This is a genomic window from Pseudomonas sp. MM227, from assembly GCF_947090715.1.
In the GTDB taxonomy this organism is placed as follows: Bacteria; Pseudomonadota; Gammaproteobacteria; order Pseudomonadales; family Pseudomonadaceae; genus Aquipseudomonas; species Aquipseudomonas baltica.
This window is the reverse complement of sequence record NZ_OX352319.1, coordinates 3298445-3320037: the sequence shown is the minus strand read 5'-3', so window position 1 is coordinate 3320037 and position 21593 is coordinate 3298445. Positions and strand designations below refer to the sequence as shown.

Annotated in this window: 14 protein-coding genes; 10 read left to right on the top strand and 4 right to left on the bottom strand. The window is 66.0% G+C overall.

The features are described from left to right. Window positions 1–67: 67 nt before the first annotated feature. The 4 genes from ONG87_RS15000 to mnmC form a co-directional block, all read right to left on the bottom strand. The gene (locus tag ONG87_RS15000; RefSeq protein ID WP_264382866.1) at window positions 68–1132 is read right to left on the bottom strand and encodes a lipocalin-like domain-containing protein; all 1065 of its coding nucleotides are present in this window, start codon (window positions 1130–1132) and stop codon (window positions 68–70) included. Between the two features lie 4 nt (window positions 1133–1136). Further along, window positions 1137–3608, bottom strand: a complete 2472-nt coding sequence (locus tag ONG87_RS14995; RefSeq protein ID WP_264381553.1) for an ABC transporter permease — start codon at window positions 3606–3608, stop codon at window positions 1137–1139. Between the two features lies 1 nt (window position 3609). Then, on the bottom strand, window positions 3610–4278 hold the full coding sequence (locus tag ONG87_RS14990) for an ABC transporter ATP-binding protein (RefSeq protein WP_185794559.1): 669 nt from the start codon (window positions 4276–4278) through the stop codon (window positions 3610–3612). Window positions 4279–4368: 90 nt separating this feature from the next. Next, window positions 4369–6342 carry a bifunctional tRNA (5-methylaminomethyl-2-thiouridine)(34)-methyltransferase MnmD/FAD-dependent 5-carboxymethylaminomethyl-2-thiouridine(34) oxidoreductase MnmC gene (gene mnmC / locus ONG87_RS14985; protein WP_264381552.1) on the bottom strand — a complete coding sequence of 658 codons (1974 nt, stop codon included), beginning with the start codon at window positions 6340–6342 and terminating at the stop codon, window positions 4369–4371. A 189-nt stretch (window positions 6343–6531) separates the two neighbouring features. Between mnmC and ONG87_RS14980 the strand changes: the two genes are divergently transcribed. The 10 genes from ONG87_RS14980 to ONG87_RS14935 all read left to right on the top strand — a co-directional run bounded on the left by ONG87_RS14980 (window position 6532) and on the right by ONG87_RS14935 (window position 21593). Beyond that, entirely contained in the window at window positions 6532–10827 is a 4296-nt protein-coding gene (locus ONG87_RS14980) for an NEL-type E3 ubiquitin ligase domain-containing protein (RefSeq protein WP_264381551.1), read from the top strand. Between the two features lie 21 nt (window positions 10828–10848). Continuing rightward, window positions 10849–12342, top strand: coding sequence for a polyphosphate:AMP phosphotransferase (gene pap / locus ONG87_RS14975; protein WP_264381550.1), 1494 nt, complete (start codon window positions 10849–10851; stop codon window positions 12340–12342). Between the two features lie 194 nt (window positions 12343–12536). Next, window positions 12537–13544, top strand: coding sequence for an aspartate-semialdehyde dehydrogenase (locus ONG87_RS14970; protein ID WP_264381549.1), 1008 nt, complete (start codon window positions 12537–12539; stop codon window positions 13542–13544). A gap of 112 nt (window positions 13545–13656) precedes the next feature. Beyond that, window positions 13657–16146, top strand: coding sequence for a FimV/HubP family polar landmark protein (locus ONG87_RS14965; RefSeq protein ID WP_264381548.1), 2490 nt, complete (start codon window positions 13657–13659; stop codon window positions 16144–16146). 156 nt (window positions 16147–16302) lie between these two features. Beyond that, entirely contained in the window at window positions 16303–17175 is an 873-nt protein-coding gene (gene truA, locus ONG87_RS14960) for a tRNA pseudouridine(38-40) synthase TruA (protein ID WP_192047667.1), read from the top strand. Between the two features lie 39 nt (window positions 17176–17214). Further along, the gene (locus tag ONG87_RS14955; protein ID WP_264381547.1) at window positions 17215–17841 is read left to right on the top strand and encodes a phosphoribosylanthranilate isomerase; all 627 of its coding nucleotides are present in this window, start codon (window positions 17215–17217) and stop codon (window positions 17839–17841) included. Between the two features lie 164 nt (window positions 17842–18005). Beyond that, window positions 18006–18926: an acetyl-CoA carboxylase, carboxyltransferase subunit beta gene (accD, locus tag ONG87_RS14950; protein ID WP_122476414.1), complete on the top strand. Its 921-nt coding sequence runs from the start codon at window positions 18006–18008 to the stop codon at window positions 18924–18926. Then, the gene (gene folC / locus ONG87_RS14945) at window positions 18923–20230 is read left to right on the top strand and encodes a bifunctional tetrahydrofolate synthase/dihydrofolate synthase (protein ID WP_192176321.1); all 1308 of its coding nucleotides are present in this window, start codon (window positions 18923–18925) and stop codon (window positions 20228–20230) included. Before accD ends, folC begins: the two co-directional genes overlap by 4 nt. Beyond that, window positions 20214–20855 (top strand): SPOR domain-containing protein, encoded by a 642-nt coding sequence (locus ONG87_RS14940; protein ID WP_185794319.1) that lies wholly within the window; start codon window positions 20214–20216, stop codon window positions 20853–20855. The genes folC and ONG87_RS14940 overlap by 17 nt, the downstream gene beginning before the upstream one ends. A 180-nt stretch (window positions 20856–21035) precedes the next feature. After that, window positions 21036–21593 (top strand): CvpA family protein, encoded by a 558-nt coding sequence (locus tag ONG87_RS14935; RefSeq protein ID WP_122476408.1) that lies wholly within the window; start codon window positions 21036–21038, stop codon window positions 21591–21593.

The following is a 21593-nucleotide window of genomic DNA, read 5'->3' as shown; positions in this document are numbered from 1 at the left end:
AGGTATTTCTAAAAGGACCGCGACGACCCAGGTTGGTTTGATATTTGTACAAAAACGCGTGCGTGTATCAGTATCCGGTCATTTCCAGATAGCCCTCGCCAGCGTGGCTGCCCGCCAGGGTCACCGGGCCTTCCCAGTAGGGCGTGCCCACCGCCATCCAGGCGTTCGGGTTCAACGCGGTGGTTTGCACATGCAGGCCGTGGCTGGGGATGTCGATGGCCCAGCGCGTGGGTACCTGCCGACCGGCCACGCGGGTGTCCTGCAACGGGCGCAGGGTGATGCTGCCCGGGGCCAGCGGTGTGCTGCGCCCCTGGGCGTCGATCCAGTTACCGCTGAGAAAGTCTTGCCCGCCGGCGCCGCGCAGGCGAAACACCATCAACTGCTGGCCGTCGTCCAGGTGCAGCGAAAACCAGTCCCAGCCGGCCTGATCGGCTGCCAGTGGCTGGCTGCTCCATTCCCGGTCAAGCCACGCGCGGCCCTTGACCTTATAGCGCTTGCCGTCGATCTGCAGCTGGCCGGCTGCGCTGAAGAACGGCTGGCTGTAATAATACGAGGCCTGTCCTGCATCGGACTTGCGGCTATAGCCTTGCTCGCCCTGCAGTACCAGAGGGCGCTCGCTGGTCAGGGCCAGTTGGTAGGCAAACCGTTCGCCAGTGGCCTGTACGTCCATTGCGGCGAGCGTGTGCTCGACGCCAGGCTGGCTGCGCAGGTGCCAGTCATCGATCCAGGCGTTGAACGGCATGATGCTCACACCGGCCTGGCCGATGCCTCCGCGGGCCAGGGTCTGTGCGCTGTAGTGGTCCGTTGCGGAAGTGAGTCCGGCGTGGCCGATCCACAGGTTGCGGTTACCCCAGCCCGGTTCGGTGCTGCCTGGTGCCAGGGCGCTGCGGAACAGGGTCCACTGCACGCCGAAGCGTTGCCCCTGGTCGTCTTCGAGGTTGGCGGTCAGGTACCACCACTCGATGCGGAAGTCGGGGTGAGCGCCATGGTCGGCGGGAAACTGGAAGACCTTGCCGGGGGTGACCTGGGCGAAGTCACCGGCCTGGCCGCCAAGCCCGGCAAAACCGGCAGGGGGTGGGGTTGGCTCGCAGCCGCTGGCTGCCAGCAGCAGGGCCAGCACCAGGATTCGGATCAACTTAACGCTCACTGGCCATCACTCGCAGCAGGTCGGTGGGTTGGCTGCGTTGCAGGCGCAGCATGGGCCAGGCCGAGGCCAGCATCGCCGCAATCAGCGCCAGGCCGCACAGCTGCAGGATCTGCCATGGGAACACCTGCAGGGGCAGGCGCCAGCCGAACGCCTGCACGTTGATCACCGCCACCAGGCACCATGCCAGCAGAATCCCCAGCGGGACCGCCAGCACCAGGGTCAGCAGAGCCAGGATCAAGGTCTGCGCCACACTGAGCAGGATCAGTTGGCGCCGTTGCACGCCCATTGCCCACAGCGGCGCGAGCTGACCCAGGCGACTCTGGCTCTGGGTCAGCAGGCCGATGAACAGGGCCACGCCGGCCACCCCCAGGGTCAGTGCATTCAGGGCAGCCGTGGCACTGAACGTGCGTTCGAAAACCTGCGAGGCCCAGCGCTTGAGTTGGCGTTGTTCCACCACATGGCTGTCGTCCAGGCCAAACGCTTGCTGCACTCGGCTTTTCAGGGCAGCGGTGTCGGCCTCGGCCATGCGCAGGGCAAAGCGGGCAGGTGGGGTGCCGGGCCAGTGTTGCTGGAACTGCGCGGCGCTGACCAGAATATGGCCCTTGGGGTTGCCGTAGTCGGCATAGATGCCCACCACGGTCGGGTTCCAGCGCCCTTGGGCGGCGGGCAATGCAAGGCGCGCCCCGATGCCTACGCCCAGGCGCCGCGCCAGTTGCTCGCTGAGCATCAGGCTGTCACTGGAAAACAAGGTGTCCCATGGATTGCCGGCGGCCTGTTCGAGCAGCGGCCAATGCTCGCGGTACAGCGGCGCGTCGATCACGGCAGTCAGTTCGGTTGGCCAGCCTTGTTGACGAATCTGCATCTCCCAGCCGGGCAGCACCTGCTCGATCCCGTTCTGGCCTTGCAACCATCGTTGCAGCGCCTGGGCCTGCTCGGCGTGCTGTGGTCGCAGGTACAACTCGGCGCTCAAGCGCTGTTCCAGCCAGCCATTGAAGGTCTGTCGAAACCCCTCGGTCATGCTTGCAGCGCCGATGTTGGCGGCCAGTGCCAGCAGCAACGCCATGAGGGCCAGGCTCAGTCCCGGCAATTGCTGGCGGCAGTCGGCCAGGAACCACTGGCCCAGCACGCCCCAGCGGCGCCGGGCGAGCAGGGCGAGGACGCTGCTGAGCAGCACCGGCAAGGCCAACGCTGCCGCCAGCAACAGGCTGCCCATCAGCGCAAACCCAGTGGCCAGGCCGTTGCCCCATACTGCCAACAGCAGGGCCAGCACGGCTGCACAGGCCGCCACCACGCCTTGTCGCCGCAGCCACTGGCGGTGGGCCTGATGCCAGGCTTCGCCACCGGACAATGCCAGCAGTGGCAGGCGTGCAGCACGCCATAGACTGTCGCCGCCGGCCAGCAACACGCCGCCCAGGCTCAGTGCCAGGCCGCCCAGCCACCAGGCCGGGCTTAGGTTCAGCTGCCCGGCGACTTCTGCGCCGTACAGGCCACGCAGGCTGGCCGCCACATCGGGCAGCAGCAGACTGGCCAGCCAGTAGCCGCTGATGATACCGGCCAGGCCGCCGAGCAGCGCCAGCAGGCCCAGCTCCAGGGCCAGGGCCAGCACCAGCAGGGCGGCACTCACGCCGCAGGCACGTAAGGTGCGCAGCAGGGCACGACGCTGTTCCAGTGCCAGGCCAATGGCAGCGTGGACGATGAACAGGCCGACCACGAACGCCAGCAGGCCCAGCGCGGTCAGGTTCAGGTGAAAGCTGTCGGTCAGCCGCGCCAGGTCGCCGTCGGCATCGCTGCGGTTGATCTGCAGGTGATCGGTGTAAGCGTCGGGCAGGGCCTCTTCGAACGTTCGTGGCAGCAGCAGGCGGGTCAGTCGTTCAGGCGTCTGCAGCACCGTCTGGGCCGCGCCGATATCCATCAGCAGCACACCGGGAGCCATCTGTGCCCGGGCCTGCAGGGGAGGAAGGTTTGCGCCAGTGCCGACGGGCAACCGTGCACCTTCCTCCACGCCAAGCTCGCGCAAGGTCTGGGGCGCCACCCAGGTACGGCCGGGTGCGCCGATGAACGCGCTCAGGTCATCGCTGCTCGGCACCTCGCCGGCCACGGGGCTGCCTGCCGGCAGAGTCAACGGCTCGATACCCATCACTTGCAGGCGCAGCTGCGGGTGCGAGGGGAGGGTGATCCGGCCCTCGAGCACCGGAGAGACTGGCCAGCCCTGCAGGCGCAGTGCGATGAAGGTCGATTGCGCAAGGTCGGCGCCGTCACGGGCAACGATGCTTGCCTGGGCCTGACCACCGACCATCTGGCTGGCCAGGGCATAGCTTTGTCGTGCCTGGCTGTTCAAGGCGAGTACGCCGGTGAACAACGCAGTGGCCAGCCACAGGCCGGTGATCAGCGCCACGCCCTGTACCGGATGCCGGCGCCAATGGCTGAGCAGGCTGCGCAGGGTCCAGTACAGCACCGCCACGTCAGCGATCCGTCCCGGCAACGATGCGACCGGCCTGCAGCACCACGCGTCGCTCCAGGCGGGCTGCCACCAGCGGGCTGTGAGTGACCATCAGTAGCGTGCTGCCACTGGCCCGCAGCAACTCGAGCATCAGGTCCAGCGCATGCTCGCTGGTGGCTTCGTCGAGGTTGCCGGTAGGTTCGTCGGCCAGCAGCAGGGGCGGCCGCGAGGCCAAAGCACGGCCCAGGGCCACGCGCTGTTGTTGCCCGCCGGACAGTTGCTCCGGATACCGCTGCAGGAGTGCCGACAAGCCCAGGCGTTCAGCCAGTTCGCGCTGCCAGGCTGGGTCCAGGCGACCGGCCAGGCGGGCCTGAAAGGCCAGGTTGTCGGCCACGCTGAGACTGCTGATCAGGTTGAACTGCTGGAAGATCAAGCCGATGTCGCAGCGCCGCCAGCGCGCCAGCTGGCGCTCGTTCATCTGCGTGAGCACCTGCCCGGCCGCTTCGATACGACCGCTGTCGGCCATGTCCAGCCCCGCGACCAGATGCAAAAGGGTGCTCTTGCCACTGCCCGATTCACCCATCAGCGCCAGGCTGGCGCCACGCTCCAGTTGCAGGTCGATGCCCTGCAGCACCGGCAGTGGGCCTTGCGGTGTGGCGTAGGTCTTGTGCAGACCCTGGATATGCAACATGGGCAGGTTCTTCATGACGGTGATGCTGCGGCCCTCGGGCCGCGGCAACGGCGAGGGGCTGTGACTGAGAGTCCGGCCCCCCATGCAGGTTCAAGCTTTGTTGCGTATCAGCCGCCGCAGCGCGAAGCGATTCGGATGGCAGGCCCAGGCCACTTCCCGAGGCAGCGGCAGCGGTTCGTCGTCCAGCCAGGCGGCAATCAGTTCACCCGACAGCGGCGCGGTGATCAGCCCGCGCGAGCCATGGCCGCTGTTGACGTACAACCCGGGCAGCCAGGGGCAGGGCTGTTCAGGCACCTGGCGGGCATCTTTGGCCAGGATCGCAAAGCGCTCGGCGAATGCCTGCGCGTCGGCGACCGGCCCGATGATCGGCAGGTAGTCCGGGCTGGTGCAGCGAAATCCGGCCCGGCCCTGCAAGCGTTCGGCGGGCAGCAGCGCAGCGCCCAGACGCACGGCAAGGTCAGGGGAAATCGCCTCGAGCAGGGCCAGGTTGTCGAGGTTGTCCGCCTGGCTGGGCGTGAGGTCTTCACTGTGGAAGTCGAAACTGGCGCCCAACGTGTGTTCGCCCGAGCGGGCGGGGGCGATGTAGCCCTCGGCGCAGACCACCGTCGACAGCGCAGCACTGCGCGGTGTCTCCGACAGGCGAGTGATTTGCCCGCGGATGCGCTTGAGTGGCAGTGCGCAGGTCTGGGCGAAGGCATTGGCCTGGGCGGCGCACGCCAGCACGGCTACTGGGGCGCAGGCCAGAAGGGTGTCGTCGGCGAACGCGTGCCATTGGCCGTCGAGGTGGCGCAGGTCTGCCACGTGGTGATGGCGCAGCAGGGTGATGCGTGGGTGACGCGCCAGGTGCTGGCACAGGGCAGGCGGGTGGACCCAGCCACCCTCGGGGTAGAACAGGCCGCCGCTGGGCAAGTCGACGCCTGCCTGCGCCTGGGCCGCTGAACGGTCCAGCAGGTGCAGCAGTTCGGGTTGGAATGCGTCGGCCAGTTGCCCCTGGCGCTGCGCTTCCTTGTCGTCGAAGGCCAGCTGCAGAACGCCACAGGCGTCCCAGTCGCGACCGCGCTGCAGTTGCGCAAGCAGCCTGCGCGTGTGGCCGAAGCCCGCCAGAATTAACTGCGAAAGGGCCGTACCGTGGGCCGACAGCTTCAGGTACAGCACGCCCTGCGGATTTCCCGAGGCTTCCCGAGCCACTTCGGCATGACGCTCGAGCAGCGACACCCGCCAACCGCGCGCGGCCAGGCTGGCAGCGGTGGCGCATCCTGCCAGGCCGGCACCGATGACCAGCGCGTGGCGTTCGCCGGTTACCGGCTCGGGGCGGGCGAACCAGGGCCTGACGGCGGGTGTTGCCACGGCGGCGTCGGCCACGAACACGCCTCTGGATACATGCCATTTGTTGCCGATGCCCGGCACTCGTTTCATCTTGAAACCGACGGCTGCCAGGCCACGACGAACCCAGCCGGTGCTGGTGAACGTGGCCAGCGTTGCGCCGGGCGCCGCCAGCCGCGCCAGTTCGGCAAACAGCTGGGGTGTCCACATGGCCGGGTTGCACGCCGGAGCGAAACCATCCAGGAACCAGGCATCGACCTTTCCGTCCAGGCACGGCAGCTGTTCCAGCGCATCGCCTATGAGCAACGTCAAGGTCACCCGGCCGCCGTCGAACACCAGGCGCTGGAAGCCTTCATGCACCGCCACGTACTGCGCCAGCAACGCCTCGCTGCGGGCCGAAAGCTCTGGCCACAGCGCCAGGGCTCGGGTCAGGTCCGCAGCGCTCAGCGGGTACTTTTCCACGCTGATGAAGTGCAGGCGTGCAGTCGGTGCAGCCGAGGCGGCGAAGCACTGCCACGCACAGAGAAAATTCAGCCCGGTGCCGAAGCCGGTTTCGCCGATCACCAGGCGTTCGCCGTCGGCGAGGGCGGCGAAGCGTTCTGCCAAGCGGTTCTGCTCGATGAACACATGGCGGCTTTCGGCCAGGCCGTCGGCGGCGAAATAGACGTCGCCGAAGGCGCGCGATCGAGGATGACCGGTGTCGGTCCAGTCCAGCTGGGCGAGGATGCTCGGGGTTTTCATGACGGCTTCGGCAATAGGCGAGCAGGCATTGTAGCGCGCAGGCTCTGCTTCGCCAGCGCCAGGCCGCTGCGACGGCTGCGACGGCTGCGCAGCGGCGGCCACTGCGGTCTGCAGGTGGTTATTAATGCAGCCTCTGGCGGCTGTGGCGCGGGCTACCGTGCGCGCTCCCCTTTCGGCAAGGAGCCGATCATGCACGCGATCTACCCCCCAATGAGCCAGGGCGGCACCGCCCGGGACCGCCGCCATGCGCGCATCGTCGCGCAGCGGTTGCCGACCTGGCTGAGCCAGGCCAGCCCGGCGATGCGCCAGGCGTTGAGCGCCAGTCAGAATGAAAGCCACGCCGCCAAGCGCGCCCTCGCCCCTGTACTGGCCGGGCTGCGCGACGTCACCGAGTTCTGTGCCGACCTGGTCGGGCAGGAGATCCGCAGGCAGTTCCAGCTCGACATTGATCCGCGCGGCTATGTGCTGGTGCGCGCCATGCACAACGTCGGCATGGGCTTCAGTCATCGCTGGGCGATTGAACAGAACCTGCTGGTTGCCGCCATGCAGAATTTCGAAGCGAACCTGAGCTTTGCGCCGGGTTCGATGGTGCTGCCAAGCGGCGGTGTCGAATACTTCACTGCCGGCAAAGACATCGACTTTCGCGCCCGCCAGGAAAAACCGGCAATCGCCCTCGACCCCCAGCAATTCGCCACTGCCTGCCGGCGCCTGGACCTGGGCCAGCGCTACCAGGCTCACCTGGACACAGTGTTCAAGCCCGAGGACCAACCCGAGCGGGTGGCGGCGCTGTTCAAACGCAATGACCAGGCCCATCTCGCAGTGCTGGCCCACATCGCCCGCTTGCGCGGCGATGTGGAGGAAGACGGCTATCGTCTGCTGCTGCAGGTTGCCCAAGCGGCTCCCCCGACCTGGGCGGGCAGTGCGGTGCGCTATCACTGGCTGCGCCTGCTGGGCAGCGCCGATTTCGCTGCCGTGGCGTTGTACGGCGTGCAACTGATCGAATCGACCGTCGACGGTCGCTGTGTGGTGCTGATGCCCGGCGAACCCGACCACCCGATCAAGCAATACCCTTCGTTCCAGGCCTTCGCCGAACGCCTGGGAGAAAAACTCCAGCGGCCCGATTTCCAGCGATATGTCTGCTCGATGGTGGGCGAGAAGTTCGCTGCGCCGTTCGACCAGCGTCTGCAGCAGCGGATTGCCGGCTCCGGTGGCGCTTGGCTGAAGCGATTGAACCTGGAAAAGCGTGCGGTGGTCGGTGACCTGTTCGACCTGCAACATAATGATCGCTTGCTCAAGACCTACCAGGATGCTCGAGTGATGGCGGTGCCGACCGCCGACGAAGACGCCATCATCCGGGAGCGTGAACGCCGGCGTTATCTGGACGCCGGAACGACCCTGCTCAATATCGCCGGCCTGCTGGTCCCGGCGTTGGGTGCGGCCATGCTGACCTGCGCTGCGGCCCAGCTGTTGCAGGAAGTGTTCAGTGGCGTCGACGATTGGCGCCAGGGCGATGATCATGCCGCCTTCGGCCATGCCATGAGCGTGGTCGAAAATCTGGCGACCATGGCGGTGTTCGCCGGCGCGGTGCAGGCGGGCCGCAGCTGGGTCGCGCCCAGAGTGCCTGCCGTTGCCGCCGATACCCAGCTGGCGGAACTGCTCCCGGTGACGCTCGCCGATGGCCGCGAGCACCTGTGGCGTCCCAACCTCGACGACTACGTTGCTGCCCAGGGCCTGCCTGCCGACCTGCTGCCCGATACCGATCGGCTCTATCACGACGAAGCACGTGACAGCGTGGTCATCGACGGGCGCGTGCATGACCTTCGCTTCGACGATCGGTACCAGCGGTGGCGCATTACCCATCCGCGCGACGCGAATGCCTACCTGCCACTGATCGAGGAAACGGGTGCCGGTTGGCGGCTGGCCGCCGAGCAGCAACCCGAGGTGACCGGCACCACCCTGCGTGACCGCCTGGGCTGGCGGCTGTCGGGCATGGATTCAGAGGATATCCATCGGGCGCTGGCCAGCACCGGGTTGCCGCCCACCTTGCTGGACGCGGTCTATGCCCAGGCCGACAAACCCACTGCCTTGCTGGTCGATGCCCTGCAACGTTTTGCCCTGCACCGCCAGGTGCAACGCGCCGGGCTTGCGGACACTGCCGCGCAGGTACGTTTCGAACAGCTCTACGACGCCACGCATTTTGGCAGCGGTCCGGCCACCCAGCTCATTTGCAGGGATTTTCCCGCTTTGAGCGTCGCCGCAGCCGAAGAGGTATTGCTCGGCGTGGCGCCTGGCGAACAGGCGCGAATGCTGGTCAATCGACGCATCCCCCTGAAGTCGAGTGAGCGCGCGCGTGCCTATCAACAGTGCCAACGGCTCAATCGCGCCTTCGAAGGCCTGTGCTTCGGCACCGCGCAGTCGCTGGACAGCCTCGAGCTGGAACGGGCCATCAAGCAGGTGCTGGGCGACACCGCGTCGGCCGATGCGGTGCGTGACTATGCCTTCGCTCACCGCGATGCCTGTGCACGCTGGCTGGGCCAGACCCCTCTGCCGGAAAGCTTCAGGACACCGATGCGCGACGGCTACGGGCGCGTGGGTTACCCCATGAGCGGAAGGCGAGAGGTGGCCCTGTCGCGACGGGTGCTGGTGGCACGCATTCGCGGCCTCTATCCGGGCACCAGCGAGCCCGCTGCCCGCGAACTGCTGGGACTGTACGAACAAGCCGGCATGAGCCGCGCCGACATCATGCTGGGGCTGGACAACCTGGCCTCCGAGCGTTCGCAGATGCACGCTCAGCTGCAAGCGTGGGCGCACCGACCGGCCCCGGCCAACCTGCCGGCCCGCTACAACGCCAGCAGAGGCGACCTGATGCATTACCGTGCCGACGTCACAGCGCGTCTGGACATCGCCTGGCGCCGTCAGCTGCCTTCGGAACGTACGGCCAACGGACACCACTATCATCTGAACCTGACCTACGCGCCGCTGCTGGATTTTCCTGGCCTGAACGCCGATCTGCGCTTCGTCACGCACCTGAACCTGACCGGCAGCACGGTGGACGCGCCGGCGCTGACCAACTTGCTGGCCAGCTTTTCGCAGTTGCGCAGCCTGACCTTGCGTGAGTGCAACCTGGGCCAGTTGCCCGAAGCGGTCGATCGTCTGACACAGCTGACCGAACTGGACCTGACGCTCTGCAACCTGACCCTGGACCAGGCGCTGCTCGACCGCCTGGGACGTCTGCCGGACCTGACCCTGTTGAGTCTGAGCGGAAATCTTCCGGCGCCGATAGCCACTTCCAGCGGTTTCTCCAGGCTGCAGCAACTCAATCTCGCCGGTCTGGTGCTGCCCAGCTGGCCACAGTGGGCTTCGCGGCTGCCCGCGCTGCGCACCCTGAACCTGTACCGCACCCGGCTGCGCCATATTCCCGACTCGGTGTTCACCGAGATGAGCCAAGGGCAGGGTGTGGACGTTTTCATGGATCGCAACAGGCTGGATGACTTCAGCTTGAGGCAGCTGGATAGCCCCAGGCCACACCGGCGTTTTCAGTTCTTCGCCCATCGGACCAACGATGTGCACTCGGCAAGGGCCGGCCGCCCGCTGGTCGATGTGTGGCTACAGGGTGCCAGCGAGGTCGAGCGACGCCATCGCGCACAGTTGTGGCAGGGGCTGGTCGATGAAGACGGCTCCGAGGCCTTCACCCGCTTGATCGACAATCTGCGTCACACACCGGATTACACCCGCAATCCAACCGAACTGACCCGGCGCGTCTGGAATGTCGTTGCCGGTGCATCGGCCAATCGCCAGTTGCGTCAACGCCTGTACACCATGGCCCAGGGGTTGGACACTTGCGTGGATGGGGAGCGGTTGATGTTCAGTGATATGGAAGTACATGTGCTCCAGCATTACGCCTTGCAGGGCGCAACCTGGGCCCAGCGTGGCGAACGCCTGTACGAGCTGGCCCGTGGACTGTTCCGGCTCGACCGGCTGGAGGTCATTGCCCGGCGCATCATTGCCGAGCGTCGGCGCCTGGGTGTGAGCGTCGACGAGGCAGAAGTGCGCATGGCGCTGCGGACCTATCTGGCCCGTCGCCTGGCCTTGCCCGGCCAGCCGCAGAGCATGGCCTATGCCGCCACGGCCGGTATCGGCGTCGACATCTACGACGCCGCACAGGCCGAGGTGCTGCAGGCCGAAACCGCACCGGACTTCGCCGCGTTCATGATCCGCCAGGCATTCTGGACCGACTACCTGCGTGAGCGCCATGCGAGCACACTGGAACGGGGTCTGGCGCCGTTCGCCGAGGAGTTGAGCGTCCTCGACGAACGCCAGGAACCCGGCAGCAGCGGCGATTACCTGCGGCGCGCCAATGACATCGCCCGACGTCGCCAGGGTGCCGAGAACGCCTTGCTGGCCGAACTAACCCTGCTCGAGCGGGTCGGCTTCAGTAGCGATACGCAAAGCACCACCTCGCCCAGCGAGGCTCGCTCAAGCTAACCGAAGAGGAATGCCTGCCCCATGTTCGAATCCGCCGAAATTGGTCATGCCATCGACAAGGACACTTACGAGGCGCGTCTGCCTGCCCTGCGCGAAGCGCTGCTGGAAGCCCAGTACGAGCTCAAGGAGCAAGCGCGTTTTCCGGTGATCGTGTTGATCAACGGCGTCGAAGGGGCGGGCAAGGGCGAGACGGTCAAGTTGCTCAACGAGTGGATGGACCCGCGCCTGATCGAGGTGCGCACCTTTGATGAAAAGACCGACGAGGAACTGGCGCGACCACCGGCCTGGCGCTACTGGCGCCAGTTGCCGGCCAAGGGCCGCATGGGGGTGTTCTTCGGCAACTGGTACAGCCAGATGATTCAGGATCGGGTGCATGGCGACATCAAGGATGGCCGTCTGGAGCAGGCCATCAACGGCGCGCAGCGGTTGGAGCGCATGCTCTGCGACGAAGGTGCGCTGATCTTCAAGTTCTGGTTTCACCTGTCCAAGCATCAGATGAAGGCGCGGCTCAAGTCATTGCGTGACGATCCGTTGCACAGCTGGCGGATCAGCCCGCTGGACTGGCAGCAGTCCAGGACCTATGACCGCTTCGTGCGCTTCGGCGAACGCGTGGTGCGGCGCACCAGTCGCGACTACGCGCCGTGGCACGTGATCGAAGGTGTGGATGCCAACTACCGCAGCCTGGCGGTCGGGCAAATTCTGCTGGAAGGGTTGCAGGCAGCGCTGAAGGCGCCCACCGAGCCAGTGCGCAAAGTCGTGGCGAGCATCAGTGAAAGCATCGACAAACGCAGCCTGATCGGCAGCCTGGATTTGAGCCGGCATCTGGAAAAGGACGATTACGAACGCCAGTTGATTGCCGAGCAGGCTCGCCTGGCAGGCCTGATGCGCGACAAGCGCATGCGCCGCCACGCCCTGGTGGCGGTGTTCGAAGGCAACGATGCGGCGGGCAAGGGAGGAGCGATCAAGCGTGTCGCCGCCGCGCTCGACCCGCGTCAATACCACATCGTGCCGATTGCCGCGCCAACCCAGGACGAACTCGCCCAGCCCTATCTGTGGCGCTTTTGGCGGCAATTGCCGGCGCGGGGCAAGTTCACCGTGTTCGACCGCTCCTGGTACGGTCGCGTGTTGGTCGAGCGGATCGAAGGCTTTTGCAGTCCGGCCGACTGGATGCGCGCCTATGGCGAGATCAACGACTTCGAAGAGCAACTGACCGATGCCGGTGTGGTGCTGGTCAAGTTCTGGCTGGCGATCGATGAACAGACCCAGTTGAAACGGTTCAAAGAGCGCGAGCAGATTCCGTTCAAGCGTTTCAAGATCACCGAAGACGACTGGCGCAACCGCGAAAAGTGGGGTGCCTATCGCGACGCCGTGGGCGACATGGTCGATCGCACCAGCAGCGAAGTGGCACCGTGGACCTTGGTCGAGGCCAACGACAAGCGCTGGGCGCGAGTCAAGGTACTGCGCACCATCAACGATGCGCTGGAAGCCGCCTTCAAGAAAGACAAGAAAGACTGAGCCATCGCGACCGCTTCCTTCGCGGCCGATGACCGCTCCTACGCAGGTTACGAGGTTGTCCGTAGGAGCGGTCCGTGGCCGCGAAGGGCGCACCGCGGTAGGGCAGGTGCACTGCGGCGCCTGTCTGCTGCGAGGACAGCGCGGCCGATAACCGATAAAGTGCGCGGCCTGTTCATTTCCCAAGGACCCTGCCCATGCCCAAGACTTTCGACATCGCCGTGATCGGCGCCACCGGGACGGTTGGCGAAACCCTCGTGCAGGTTCTCGAAGAGCGCGATTTCCCGGTGGGTGCGCTGCACCTGTTGGCAAGCAGCGAATCGGCCGGTGCGTCGGTGGCCTTTCGCGGCAAGAACATGCGGGTGCGTGAAGTCGATCAGTTCGATTTCAGTCTGGTCAAGCTGGTGTTCTTCGCCGCCGGCCCTGCGGTGACGCGCAGCTTGGCGCCGCGTGCCACGGCGGCCGGTTGCACGGTCATCGATCTGTCGGCCGGCCTGCCGGCGTCCCAGGCCCCCAATGTGGTCCCGGAAGCCAATGCCGCCGTGCTGAGCGATCTGCCGCTGCCCGTGCAAGTCGCCAGCCCCAGCGCTGCCGCCACTGCGCTGGCCGTGATCCTGGCACCCTTGCGCGCCGTGCTGGATCTGCAGCAGGTGCACGTGACCGCCTGCCTGGCCGTGTCGGCCCTGGGCCGCGAGGCTGTCAGCGAACTGGCCCGGCAAACGGCCGAGCTGCTCAATGTGCGCCCGCTGGAACCGCAGTTCTTCGACCGCCAGATCGCCTTCAACCTGCTGGCGCAGGTCGGTACGCCCGACGCGCAGGGCCATGTGCCGCTGGAGCGGCGGCTGGTCGACGAACTGCGCGAGCTGCTTGGCATGCCAGCGCTGAAGATTTCGGTGACCTGCGTGCAGGCACCGGTGTTCTTCGGCGACAGCTACAGCATCGCGCTGCAGACCGGCTCGACGCTGGACCTTGCGGCCATCAACCAGGCCCTCGCCATGGCGCCCGGGATCGAAACGGTGGAAGACGACTACCCTACAGCAGTGGGCGATGCGGTAGGCCAGGACGTGGTGTACGTGGGTCGTGTACGCACCGGTATCGACGATCCCCAGGCGCTGAGCCTGTGGGCCACGGTGGACAACGTGCGCAAGGGCGCCGCCTTGAATGCGGTACAAGTGGCCGAGTTGTTGATTAAAGGTCATGGCTAAAAGATACTTGCCGACAATTTGCAGACAGTTCGCCCGTTTTGCCCAGCTGTTCGCATGCGACAGCGCAAGCTTCTTCTCGCTTGCCGAGGAATGTTCAGACAAGGATTAGGCCATGGTTCAAGTTCGCAAACTGGTGTTAGCAATGGCTGCCGCTTCGGCGCTGTCCTCCGGTATCGCCAACGCCCTGGAGCTGGGTGAGTTGACCCTCAGGTCCGCGGTGAACCAGCCCCTGCTCGCCGAGATAGAACTGCTCGATGTGCGCGGCCTCACTGCCGCCGAGGTGCAGCCAGTGCTGGCCCCGGCCGAGGAATTCAGCAAGGCGGGCGTCGAGCGCCAGGCTTTCCTCGACAGCCTGCGCTTCACGCCGGTGATCAACGCCAGTGGCCGCAGCGTCATCCGCGTGACCTCGACGCAACCCTTGTCGGCGCCCTTGGTGAAATTCCTGGTCCAGGTCAATTTCCCCAGCGGCCGTCTGCTGCGCGACTACAGCATGCTGCTCGATCCCGCGCAGTTTGCCCCGCAGGCGGCCCAGGCGGCGCAGAATGCACCGCAGCCGGCGCTGAGCGCTCCCGCCGCCAGTGCCAACCAGGCGTCCTACACCACGGGTTCGCGTGACACCCTGTGGGAGATCGCGGCGCGCAATCGTCAGGGCAGCTCGGTCCAGCAAGCCATGCTGGCCATCCAGGCGCTCAACCCCGACGCGTTTCTCGACGGCAACATCAACCGTCTCAAGACCGGCCAGGTCCTGCGCATGCCGGACGCCCAGCAGACCGCGGCCACCGCGCCGGGCCCAGCCGTGGCCGAAGTCGCGCGGCAGAATGCTGCCTGGCGCGAAGGCCGTCGCCTCGGTCCGCGGGCGCAGCAGGTCGATGCCACGCGCCGTGGCAACGGTGCTCCGGCGCCGGCCGCCGCGCCGCCGCAAGACAACCTCAGCCTGGTGTCAGGCGCCAGCGAGGCCAACGGCCCGGCGGGCGATGCCAGGGCCCTCGACCAGAAACTCGCGGTGACCCAGGAAGCCCTGGACTCCACGCGCCGTGACAACGAAGAATTGCGCAGCCGCAACGCCGACCTGCAGAGCCAGCTCGACAAGTTGCAGAAACTGATTCAGCTCAAGAACGACCAACTGGCCAAGATGCAGGCAGCGGGCGCCGATGTACCGGTGCCGGCCGAAGCGTTGGCGCCTGCGCAGGCGCTGGCCCCTGCGCTGGACGACGGCGAGCCTGCCGAGGGCGATTCCGATGCCCCGGTCAACGCCGCGCTGGTTCCGGCACCGGCTGTACCCGGTGCCACCGAGCAGGTCAATCCCGACGCTGCCGCCAGTACGCCGGCCTTGCCTCAGGGCGAGCCGCTGGATGCGACCACCGACCCCGCCGACGACGCGGTTGCCGAGCAGCCCAGCGACAACTCGACCCTGCTGATGGTGGTCGGTGCCAGTGCCCTTGCAGCGCTGCTCTTGCTGCTGTTGCTGCTGGCCCGCCGCCGCAAGGCGCAGCAGGAGGCCGAGAAGCACATGCGCATGGCCCGCGCGCTGGCCGAAGAGCCCGATCACGGCCCGGATCTCGATTTGCCGCCCAACAGCTTCGAAGGGCTGGAGCGCCCGGCGGCGACCGTGCACCTGACCCCGGCCATGGTGGCCGCCTCGGTAGCGGGCGCCAGGGCCAGTGCCGCACCGGCTACCTTCGCCGAGGCGCCTGCGCCAACCGTGCTGCCTACGCCGCCGCTGCGCCCCAGCATCGACACCGATGAGGGGCTGTTCGCCGAAGTGGAGCAGAGCATTGCCCGCGGCCGCCTCAATCATGCTGCCGAACTGCTGGAAGCGGCGACCGAGCGCGAGCCCAAGCGCAGTGATCTGCGCCTGAAATTGATGGAAGTGTATGGCCTGCAAGGTGATCGTGATGGCTTCGTCGGCCAGGAGCGGCAGTTGATCGCCACCGGCCAGAACCATGCCGACGTCGAGCGTCTGAAAGCGCGCTTCCCTGCCATGCTCGGTGTTGCCGCCGCCGCTGCTGGTGCAGCCGCCGCGGCAGCGCAGATGGACGCCGAGTACGTCAAGCAGTTGCTGCACGACGAGCCGGGGTCCGCCGACTCGCTGGACGGCACCTTCGATACCGATTTCGACCTCAACCTGGATGACACCCCGGACCCCGCGCCGACGGCAGGCGCGGACATCGACTTCGACACCTTGCTGGCCGAGCAGAAAGCTGCAGCGGGCAATTCGACCGACGAACCCGAGACGACGTTGCCGGAAGATTTCGATCTGTCGTTGGCCGATGACGCCGAGGAGCCACAGGCACCCGAATCGCGCCTGAACGAGATCAATGCCGAACTGGAAAAACTCTCCGACGGTTTTGCCCGCACACCCATGGCCGAACCCTTCGCCGTGCCCCCCAAGCCTGAAGACCTTCCACCGATCGAAGGTGAAGACGATTTCGACTACCTCGACGGGGGAGACGAGGCGGGCACCAAGCTTGACCTGGCCCGTGCCTACATCGAGATGGGTGACAACGACGGCGCCCGCGACATTCTCGGTGAAGTGCTCAAGGAAGGCAGCACCGGGCAGCAGGATGAGGCGCGCGAGATGCTTGGGCGCATCAGTCGGTAACGCGGTGCAGCGGTCGCCGTCCGACCCCCAAACCTGCTCCCACATCTGTACATCGAGGCCCTTTTTGTGGGAGCGGGCTCTGCCCGCGAAGGCAGCGCCGCAATTCCTCGATCCGGTATAATCGCCGCCATCGCTCAACCAACAGGCTGCAACTTCGTGCAAAACATCGACAACGCGGTCGCCGAATCGGCGGCCGACGGCTTCTATCGCATTGCCTTGGGCGTTGAATACAAAGGTTCGCGCTACCGCGGCTGGCAACGCCAGGCCTCCGGCGTGCGCACCGTACAGGAAACCCTCGAAGACGCCCTGGGCAAGGTTGCCGCTTCGCCCATCTCGCTGATGTGCGCCGGCCGCACGGACGCGGGTGTCCACGCCTGCGGCCAGGTGGTGCACTTCGATACCCAGGCCGAGCGCAGCATGAAAGCCTGGGTCATGGGTGCCAACATCAATCTGCCCCATGATGTCAGTGTCACCTGGGCGAAGATCATGCCGCCCAACTTTCATGCGCGTTTCAAGGCCATCGCCCGCCGCTACCGCTACGTCATCTACAACGACCAGATCCGACCCGCCCATCTGGGCGAGGAAATCACCTGGAATCACCGTCCGCTGGATGTCACCCGCATGGCCGCCGCCGCCCAGGCGCTGGTCGGTACCCATGACTTCAGTGCCTTCCGCGCCGGCCAGTGCCAGGCCAAGTCGCCGATCAAGCAACTGCATCACCTGCGGGTCACCCAGCACGGCAAGATGATCGTCATCGACGTGCGCGCCAATGCCTTCCTGCACCACATGGTGCGCAACATCGCCGGTGTGCTGATGACCATCGGCACGGGCGAGCGCCCTGTGGAATGGGCCGCCGAAGTGTTGCAAAGCCGGGTACGCCGAACCGGCGGGGTCACGGCCCATCCTTTCGGGCTGTACCTGGTGCAAGTCGAGTACCGCGATGAGTTCCCACTGCCCGAGCGCTATATCGGTCCGCACTTCCTGACCGGGTTCGACACACTGGCTGACGTCGCCGACAGCATTTGCTAACATCCGCCGTTCCCCAGCCAAGTCGAGGTACTCGCCGACATGTCAGCCGTTCGCAGCAAAATCTGCGGTATTACCCGCATAGAGGATGCTCTGGCCGCTGCGCACGCGGGTGCCGATGCGATCGGGTTGGTGTTCTATGCCAAAAGCCCCCGGGCGGTGAACGTGCAACAGGCACGCGCGATCATCGCCGCGCTGCCGCCGTTCGTGACCACCACCGGCCTGTTCGTCAATGCCAGTCGGTGCGAACTGGGTGAAATCCTCGACGCCGTGCCGCTGGACCTGCTGCAATTCCATGGCGACGAAACGCCGGAAGAATGCGAGGGCTACCACCGTCCCTACATCAAGGCATTGCGCGTGCGCGCCGGCGATGATCTGCAGGCGGCCTGCCGGGCCTATCGCAACGCCAGCGGCATTCTGCTCGACACCTACGTGGCCGGCGTGCCGGGCGGCACCGGTGAAGCCTTCGACTGGTCGCTGGTGCCCGCGCACCTGGACAAGCCGATCGTGCTGGCAGGTGGGCTTCACGCCGGCAACGTCGTCCAGGCCGTCGCTCAGGTCAAACCCTGGGCGGTGGATGTGAGTGGCGGGGTGGAGTCGAGCAAGGGCATCAAGGACCATCGCAAAATTGACGCTTTCCTCAAAGCGGTGCGTGGGAGCAGCATGTGACGGCAGGCAACTCGGCACCGTCCATACGTTTCGCGAAACGCGCGGCACGCAGGTGCGCAGCCTGCGCCACGCTCGCCCACGTATTCGTTTCATATCTGAACACGCTCAAGAGCATGCACGGGACCTGGCCAGGCCAGCAGTCCCCGGTACTGGAGAAATAAAGCATGAGCAACTGGTTGGTAGACAAGCTGATCCCTTCGATCATGCGATCGGAAGTGAAGAAAAGCTCGGTGCCCGAAGGCCTGTGGCACAAGTGTCCGTCCTGCGAAGCAGTGCTGTACCGTCCGGAGCTGGAGAAGACCCTCGACGTCTGTCCCAAGTGCAACCACCACATGCGCATCGGTGCACGTGCGCGTCTGAACATCTTCCTCGACGAAGATGGCCGCGCCGAGCTGGGTGCCGATCTGGAACCGGTCGATCGCCTGAAGTTTCGTGATGGCAAGAAGTACAAGGATCGCCTGACTGCAGCGCAGAAGCAGACGGGCGAAAAGGATGCGCTGATCTCCATGAGCGGCACCTTGCTGGGCATGCCCGTGGTGGCCAGCGCCTTCGAATTCTCGTTCATGGGTGGCTCCATGGGTGCCATCGTCGGCGAGCGCTTCGTGCGTGCCGCCAACTACGCCCTGGAAAACCGTTGCCCGATGATCTGCTTTGCCGCCTCCGGTGGTGCGCGCATGCAGGAAGCTCTGATTTCGCTGATGCAGATGGCCAAGACCTCAGCAGTCCTGGCGCGTTTGCGCGAAGAAGGCATTCCGTTCATCTCGGTGCTGACCGATCCGGTCTACGGCGGCGTTTCTGCCAGCCTGGCCATGCTCGGTGACGTGATCGTCGCCGAGCCCAAGGCGCTGATCGGTTTTGCCGGCCCGCGGGTGATCGAGCAGACCGTGCGCGAAAAACTTCCGGAAGGCTTCCAGCGCAGCGAATTCCTCATCGAGCACGGTGCGATCGACATGATCATTTCGCGCCAGGAACTGCGCCCGCGCCTGGGCAGCCTGCTGGCCCAGTTCATGGGCCTGCCGACGCCTACCTACGTGGCCGCCCCGATCGAGCCCATCGTTGTTCCGCCGGCGCCCGCCAACGTATGACCGAGCGCAGCCTGAGCCAGTGGCTCGCCTATCTGGAGCAGCTGCACCCTTCGGCCATCGACATGGGCCTGGACCGTTGCCGCGAAGTCGCGCAGCGCCTGGGCCTGGGCAAGCCAGCCGAGCGTGTGGTCACGGTGACCGGGACCAACGGCAAGGGGTCGACCTGCGCGTTCATCGCGGCGCTGATGCAGGATCGCGATCTGAAAGTGGGGGTCTACGCCTCGCCGCATCTGCTGCGCTACAACGAACGAGTGCTGATCGACGGCCAGCAGGCCACCGATGCCCAGTTGTGCCAGGCGTTCACCGCCGTGGAAGCGGCGCGCGGCGCCACTACCTTGACCTATTTCGAGATGGGCACCCTGGCCGCGCTCTGGCTGTTCCAGCGCGCCGAGCTCGATGCCGTGGTGCTGGAAGTGGGCCTGGGCGGTCGGCTCGATGCGGTCAATCTGGTGGATGCCGATGTGGCCGTGGTCACCAGCATCGGTCTGGACCATGCCGAGTACCTGGGGGATACCCGCGAGTCGGTGGCGTTCGAGAAGGCCGGCATCCTGCGTGCGGGCGTGCCAGCACTGTGTGGCGATATCGACCCTCCGCAGCCGTTGCTCGAGCAGGTTGCCACGTTGGGTTGCCCGTTCTATCTGCGCGGCCGCGACTACGACTTCACCGCGCAAGGCGATCACTGGTCGTGGCGCGGGGTGGATGTCGAAGGCTACCCGGTCGAGCTGCTGTCGTTGCCATTGCCCAGCCTGCCGCTGGAAAACGCCGCGTTGGCCCTGCAGGCCTACGTGGCACTCGATCTGCCGCGTGACGCTGCACGTATGGGTTGGGCGCTGGCGCACACCCGCGTGGCCGGCCGCCTGGACCGTCATCGTGTGAGTTACGCCGGCAAGTCGGTCGAAATTCTTCTCGACGTGGGCCACAACCCGCACGCCGCTCGCTTTCTGGCCGAGCGGCTGGCGCGCCAGCCTCTTGCGGGCCGGCGTCTGGCCGTGTTCGGCCTGCTCGCCGACAAGGACCTGGTCGGGGTGATCGAGCCGCTGACAGCCGTCATCACGCACTGGGCAGTCGCACCGCTGAAAACACCGCGCAGTCGTCCGGCCGCCGAACTCGACGCCGCGCTCCTGAACCTTGGCGCTGCCACGACGTCTCATGGCAGCCTCGCCGATGCGCTCGAAGCGCAGTGCGAAGCCGCAGGCGAGGGTGACGAGATTCTGGTGTTCGGCTCGTTCCACTGTGTCGCCCAGGCCCTGAAATGGATGTATGGCAACGTAGAACGGGAGAACGTGGATGGCATTGCCCAATAAAGTGTTCAAGCAGCGCATGATCGGCGCCCTGGTGCTGATCGCGCTGGCGGTGATTTTCCTGCCGATGCTGTTTTCGCGCGAGGATCAAACCGTGCGCCAGGTTCAGGTACAAGCCCCGGCAGCGCCGCAGGCCCCGGCCGCGCCTCAGGTGCAGGTCGAGCCGGTTGCTGTGCCCGAGCCGCAGATCATCGAGACGGAGCCGGTTCCAGCGCAGGCCGCGACGCAGGCTGCCCCGCCTAGCCAGCCGATCCAGTCGGTGCCTGCCGCGCCTGCCACACCTGCCAAGAAGCCGGTGGAATCGGTGCAGCCTTCCGCGCCCATCGCTGCGGCCAAGGTGCCACCGGTCGCCAAGACGGACACCGGCAGTAAGATCGACCCCAATGGGCTGCCGGTCAGCTGGTCGGTGCAATTGGCCAGCCTGTCCAACCGCGCCGGTGCCGACACCTTGCAGAAGAGCCTGCGTGCGCAGGGATACAACGCCTACGTGCGTACGGCCGATGGCAAGAACCGGGTGTTCGTCGGTCCATTGGTCGAGCGCGCTGAGGCCGAGCGCCTGCGTGACGTGATCAACCGCCAGCAGAAGCTGCAGGGGTTCGTGGTACGTTTCGAGCCCGAGCGCGGCTGAGTCTTCGTCAGCCGTGGAGCCGTGGCGCTCCCTTCGCGGCCGCTGACCGCTCCTACGGGAAGCTGTAGGAGCGGTCAGCGGCCGCGAAGGGGCGCGCTGCGGTGCAGGCGACAATCGCCGCTTACTCCCGCGCCCGCGCTCTGCTAAAATGCGCCGCCTTATCCGTATGCAGGCCGCACCGTGGCATTTACCTGGGTCGACTGGGCGATCATCGCGATCATCGCCATCTCCGCACTGATCAGCTTGACACGCGGCTTCGTCAAGGAAGCCCTGTCGCTGGTCACGTGGATAGTCGCAGGTGGCGTGGCCTGGCTGTTCGGCGGTTCCCTCGCCGGTTATTTCGAAAACTACATCCAGACCCCATCCGCGCGTGTCATCGCCGGGTGTGCCGTACTGTTCGTGGCCACCTTGCTGGTCGGCGCCATGGTCAACTACCTGATCGGCGAACTCATTCGCGTTACCGGGCTGTCGGGCACCGACCGCTTCCTGGGCATGGTCTTCGGCGCCGCGCGCGGTGGCCTGCTGGTGGTGGTGGCCGCCGGGCTGATGAGCCTGGGGCCCGTTCAACAGGATTCGTGGTGGCAGGAATCACGGCTCCTGCCCCAATTTCTTTTGGTTGCTGACTGGTCGAAAAACCTCATTCTGGGGATGTCCAGCCAGTGGCTCGCCAGCGGAATCAGCGCACCGGCTGACATTCCGTTCAAGGAACACCTCTTGCCGGCCAACAAGGCGCAGTGA

Bases quoted from the DNA above. Each gene is read 5' to 3' on its own strand.
- ONG87_RS14990 (WP_185794559.1), bottom strand. From the start codon at position 4,278: ATGTTGCATATCCAGGGTCTGCACAAGACCTACGCCACACCGCAAGGC.
- mnmC (WP_264381552.1), bottom strand. From the start codon at position 6,342: ATGAAAACCCCGAGCATCCTCGCCCAGCTGGACTGGACCGACACCGGT.
- ONG87_RS14980 (WP_264381551.1), top strand. From the start codon at position 6,532: ATGCACGCGATCTACCCCCCAATGAGCCAGGGCGGCACCGCCCGGGAC.
- pap (WP_264381550.1), top strand. From the start codon at position 10,849: ATGTTCGAATCCGCCGAAATTGGTCATGCCATCGACAAGGACACTTAC.
- ONG87_RS14970 (WP_264381549.1), top strand. From the start codon at position 12,537: ATGCCCAAGACTTTCGACATCGCCGTGATCGGCGCCACCGGGACGGTT.
- ONG87_RS14965 (WP_264381548.1), top strand. From the start codon at position 13,657: ATGGTTCAAGTTCGCAAACTGGTGTTAGCAATGGCTGCCGCTTCGGCG.
- ONG87_RS14955 (WP_264381547.1), top strand. From the start codon at position 17,215: ATGTCAGCCGTTCGCAGCAAAATCTGCGGTATTACCCGCATAGAGGAT.
- accD (WP_122476414.1), top strand. From the start codon at position 18,006: ATGAGCAACTGGTTGGTAGACAAGCTGATCCCTTCGATCATGCGATCG.
- folC (WP_192176321.1), top strand. From the start codon at position 18,923: ATGACCGAGCGCAGCCTGAGCCAGTGGCTCGCCTATCTGGAGCAGCTG.
- ONG87_RS14940 (WP_185794319.1), top strand. From the start codon at position 20,214: ATGGCATTGCCCAATAAAGTGTTCAAGCAGCGCATGATCGGCGCCCTG.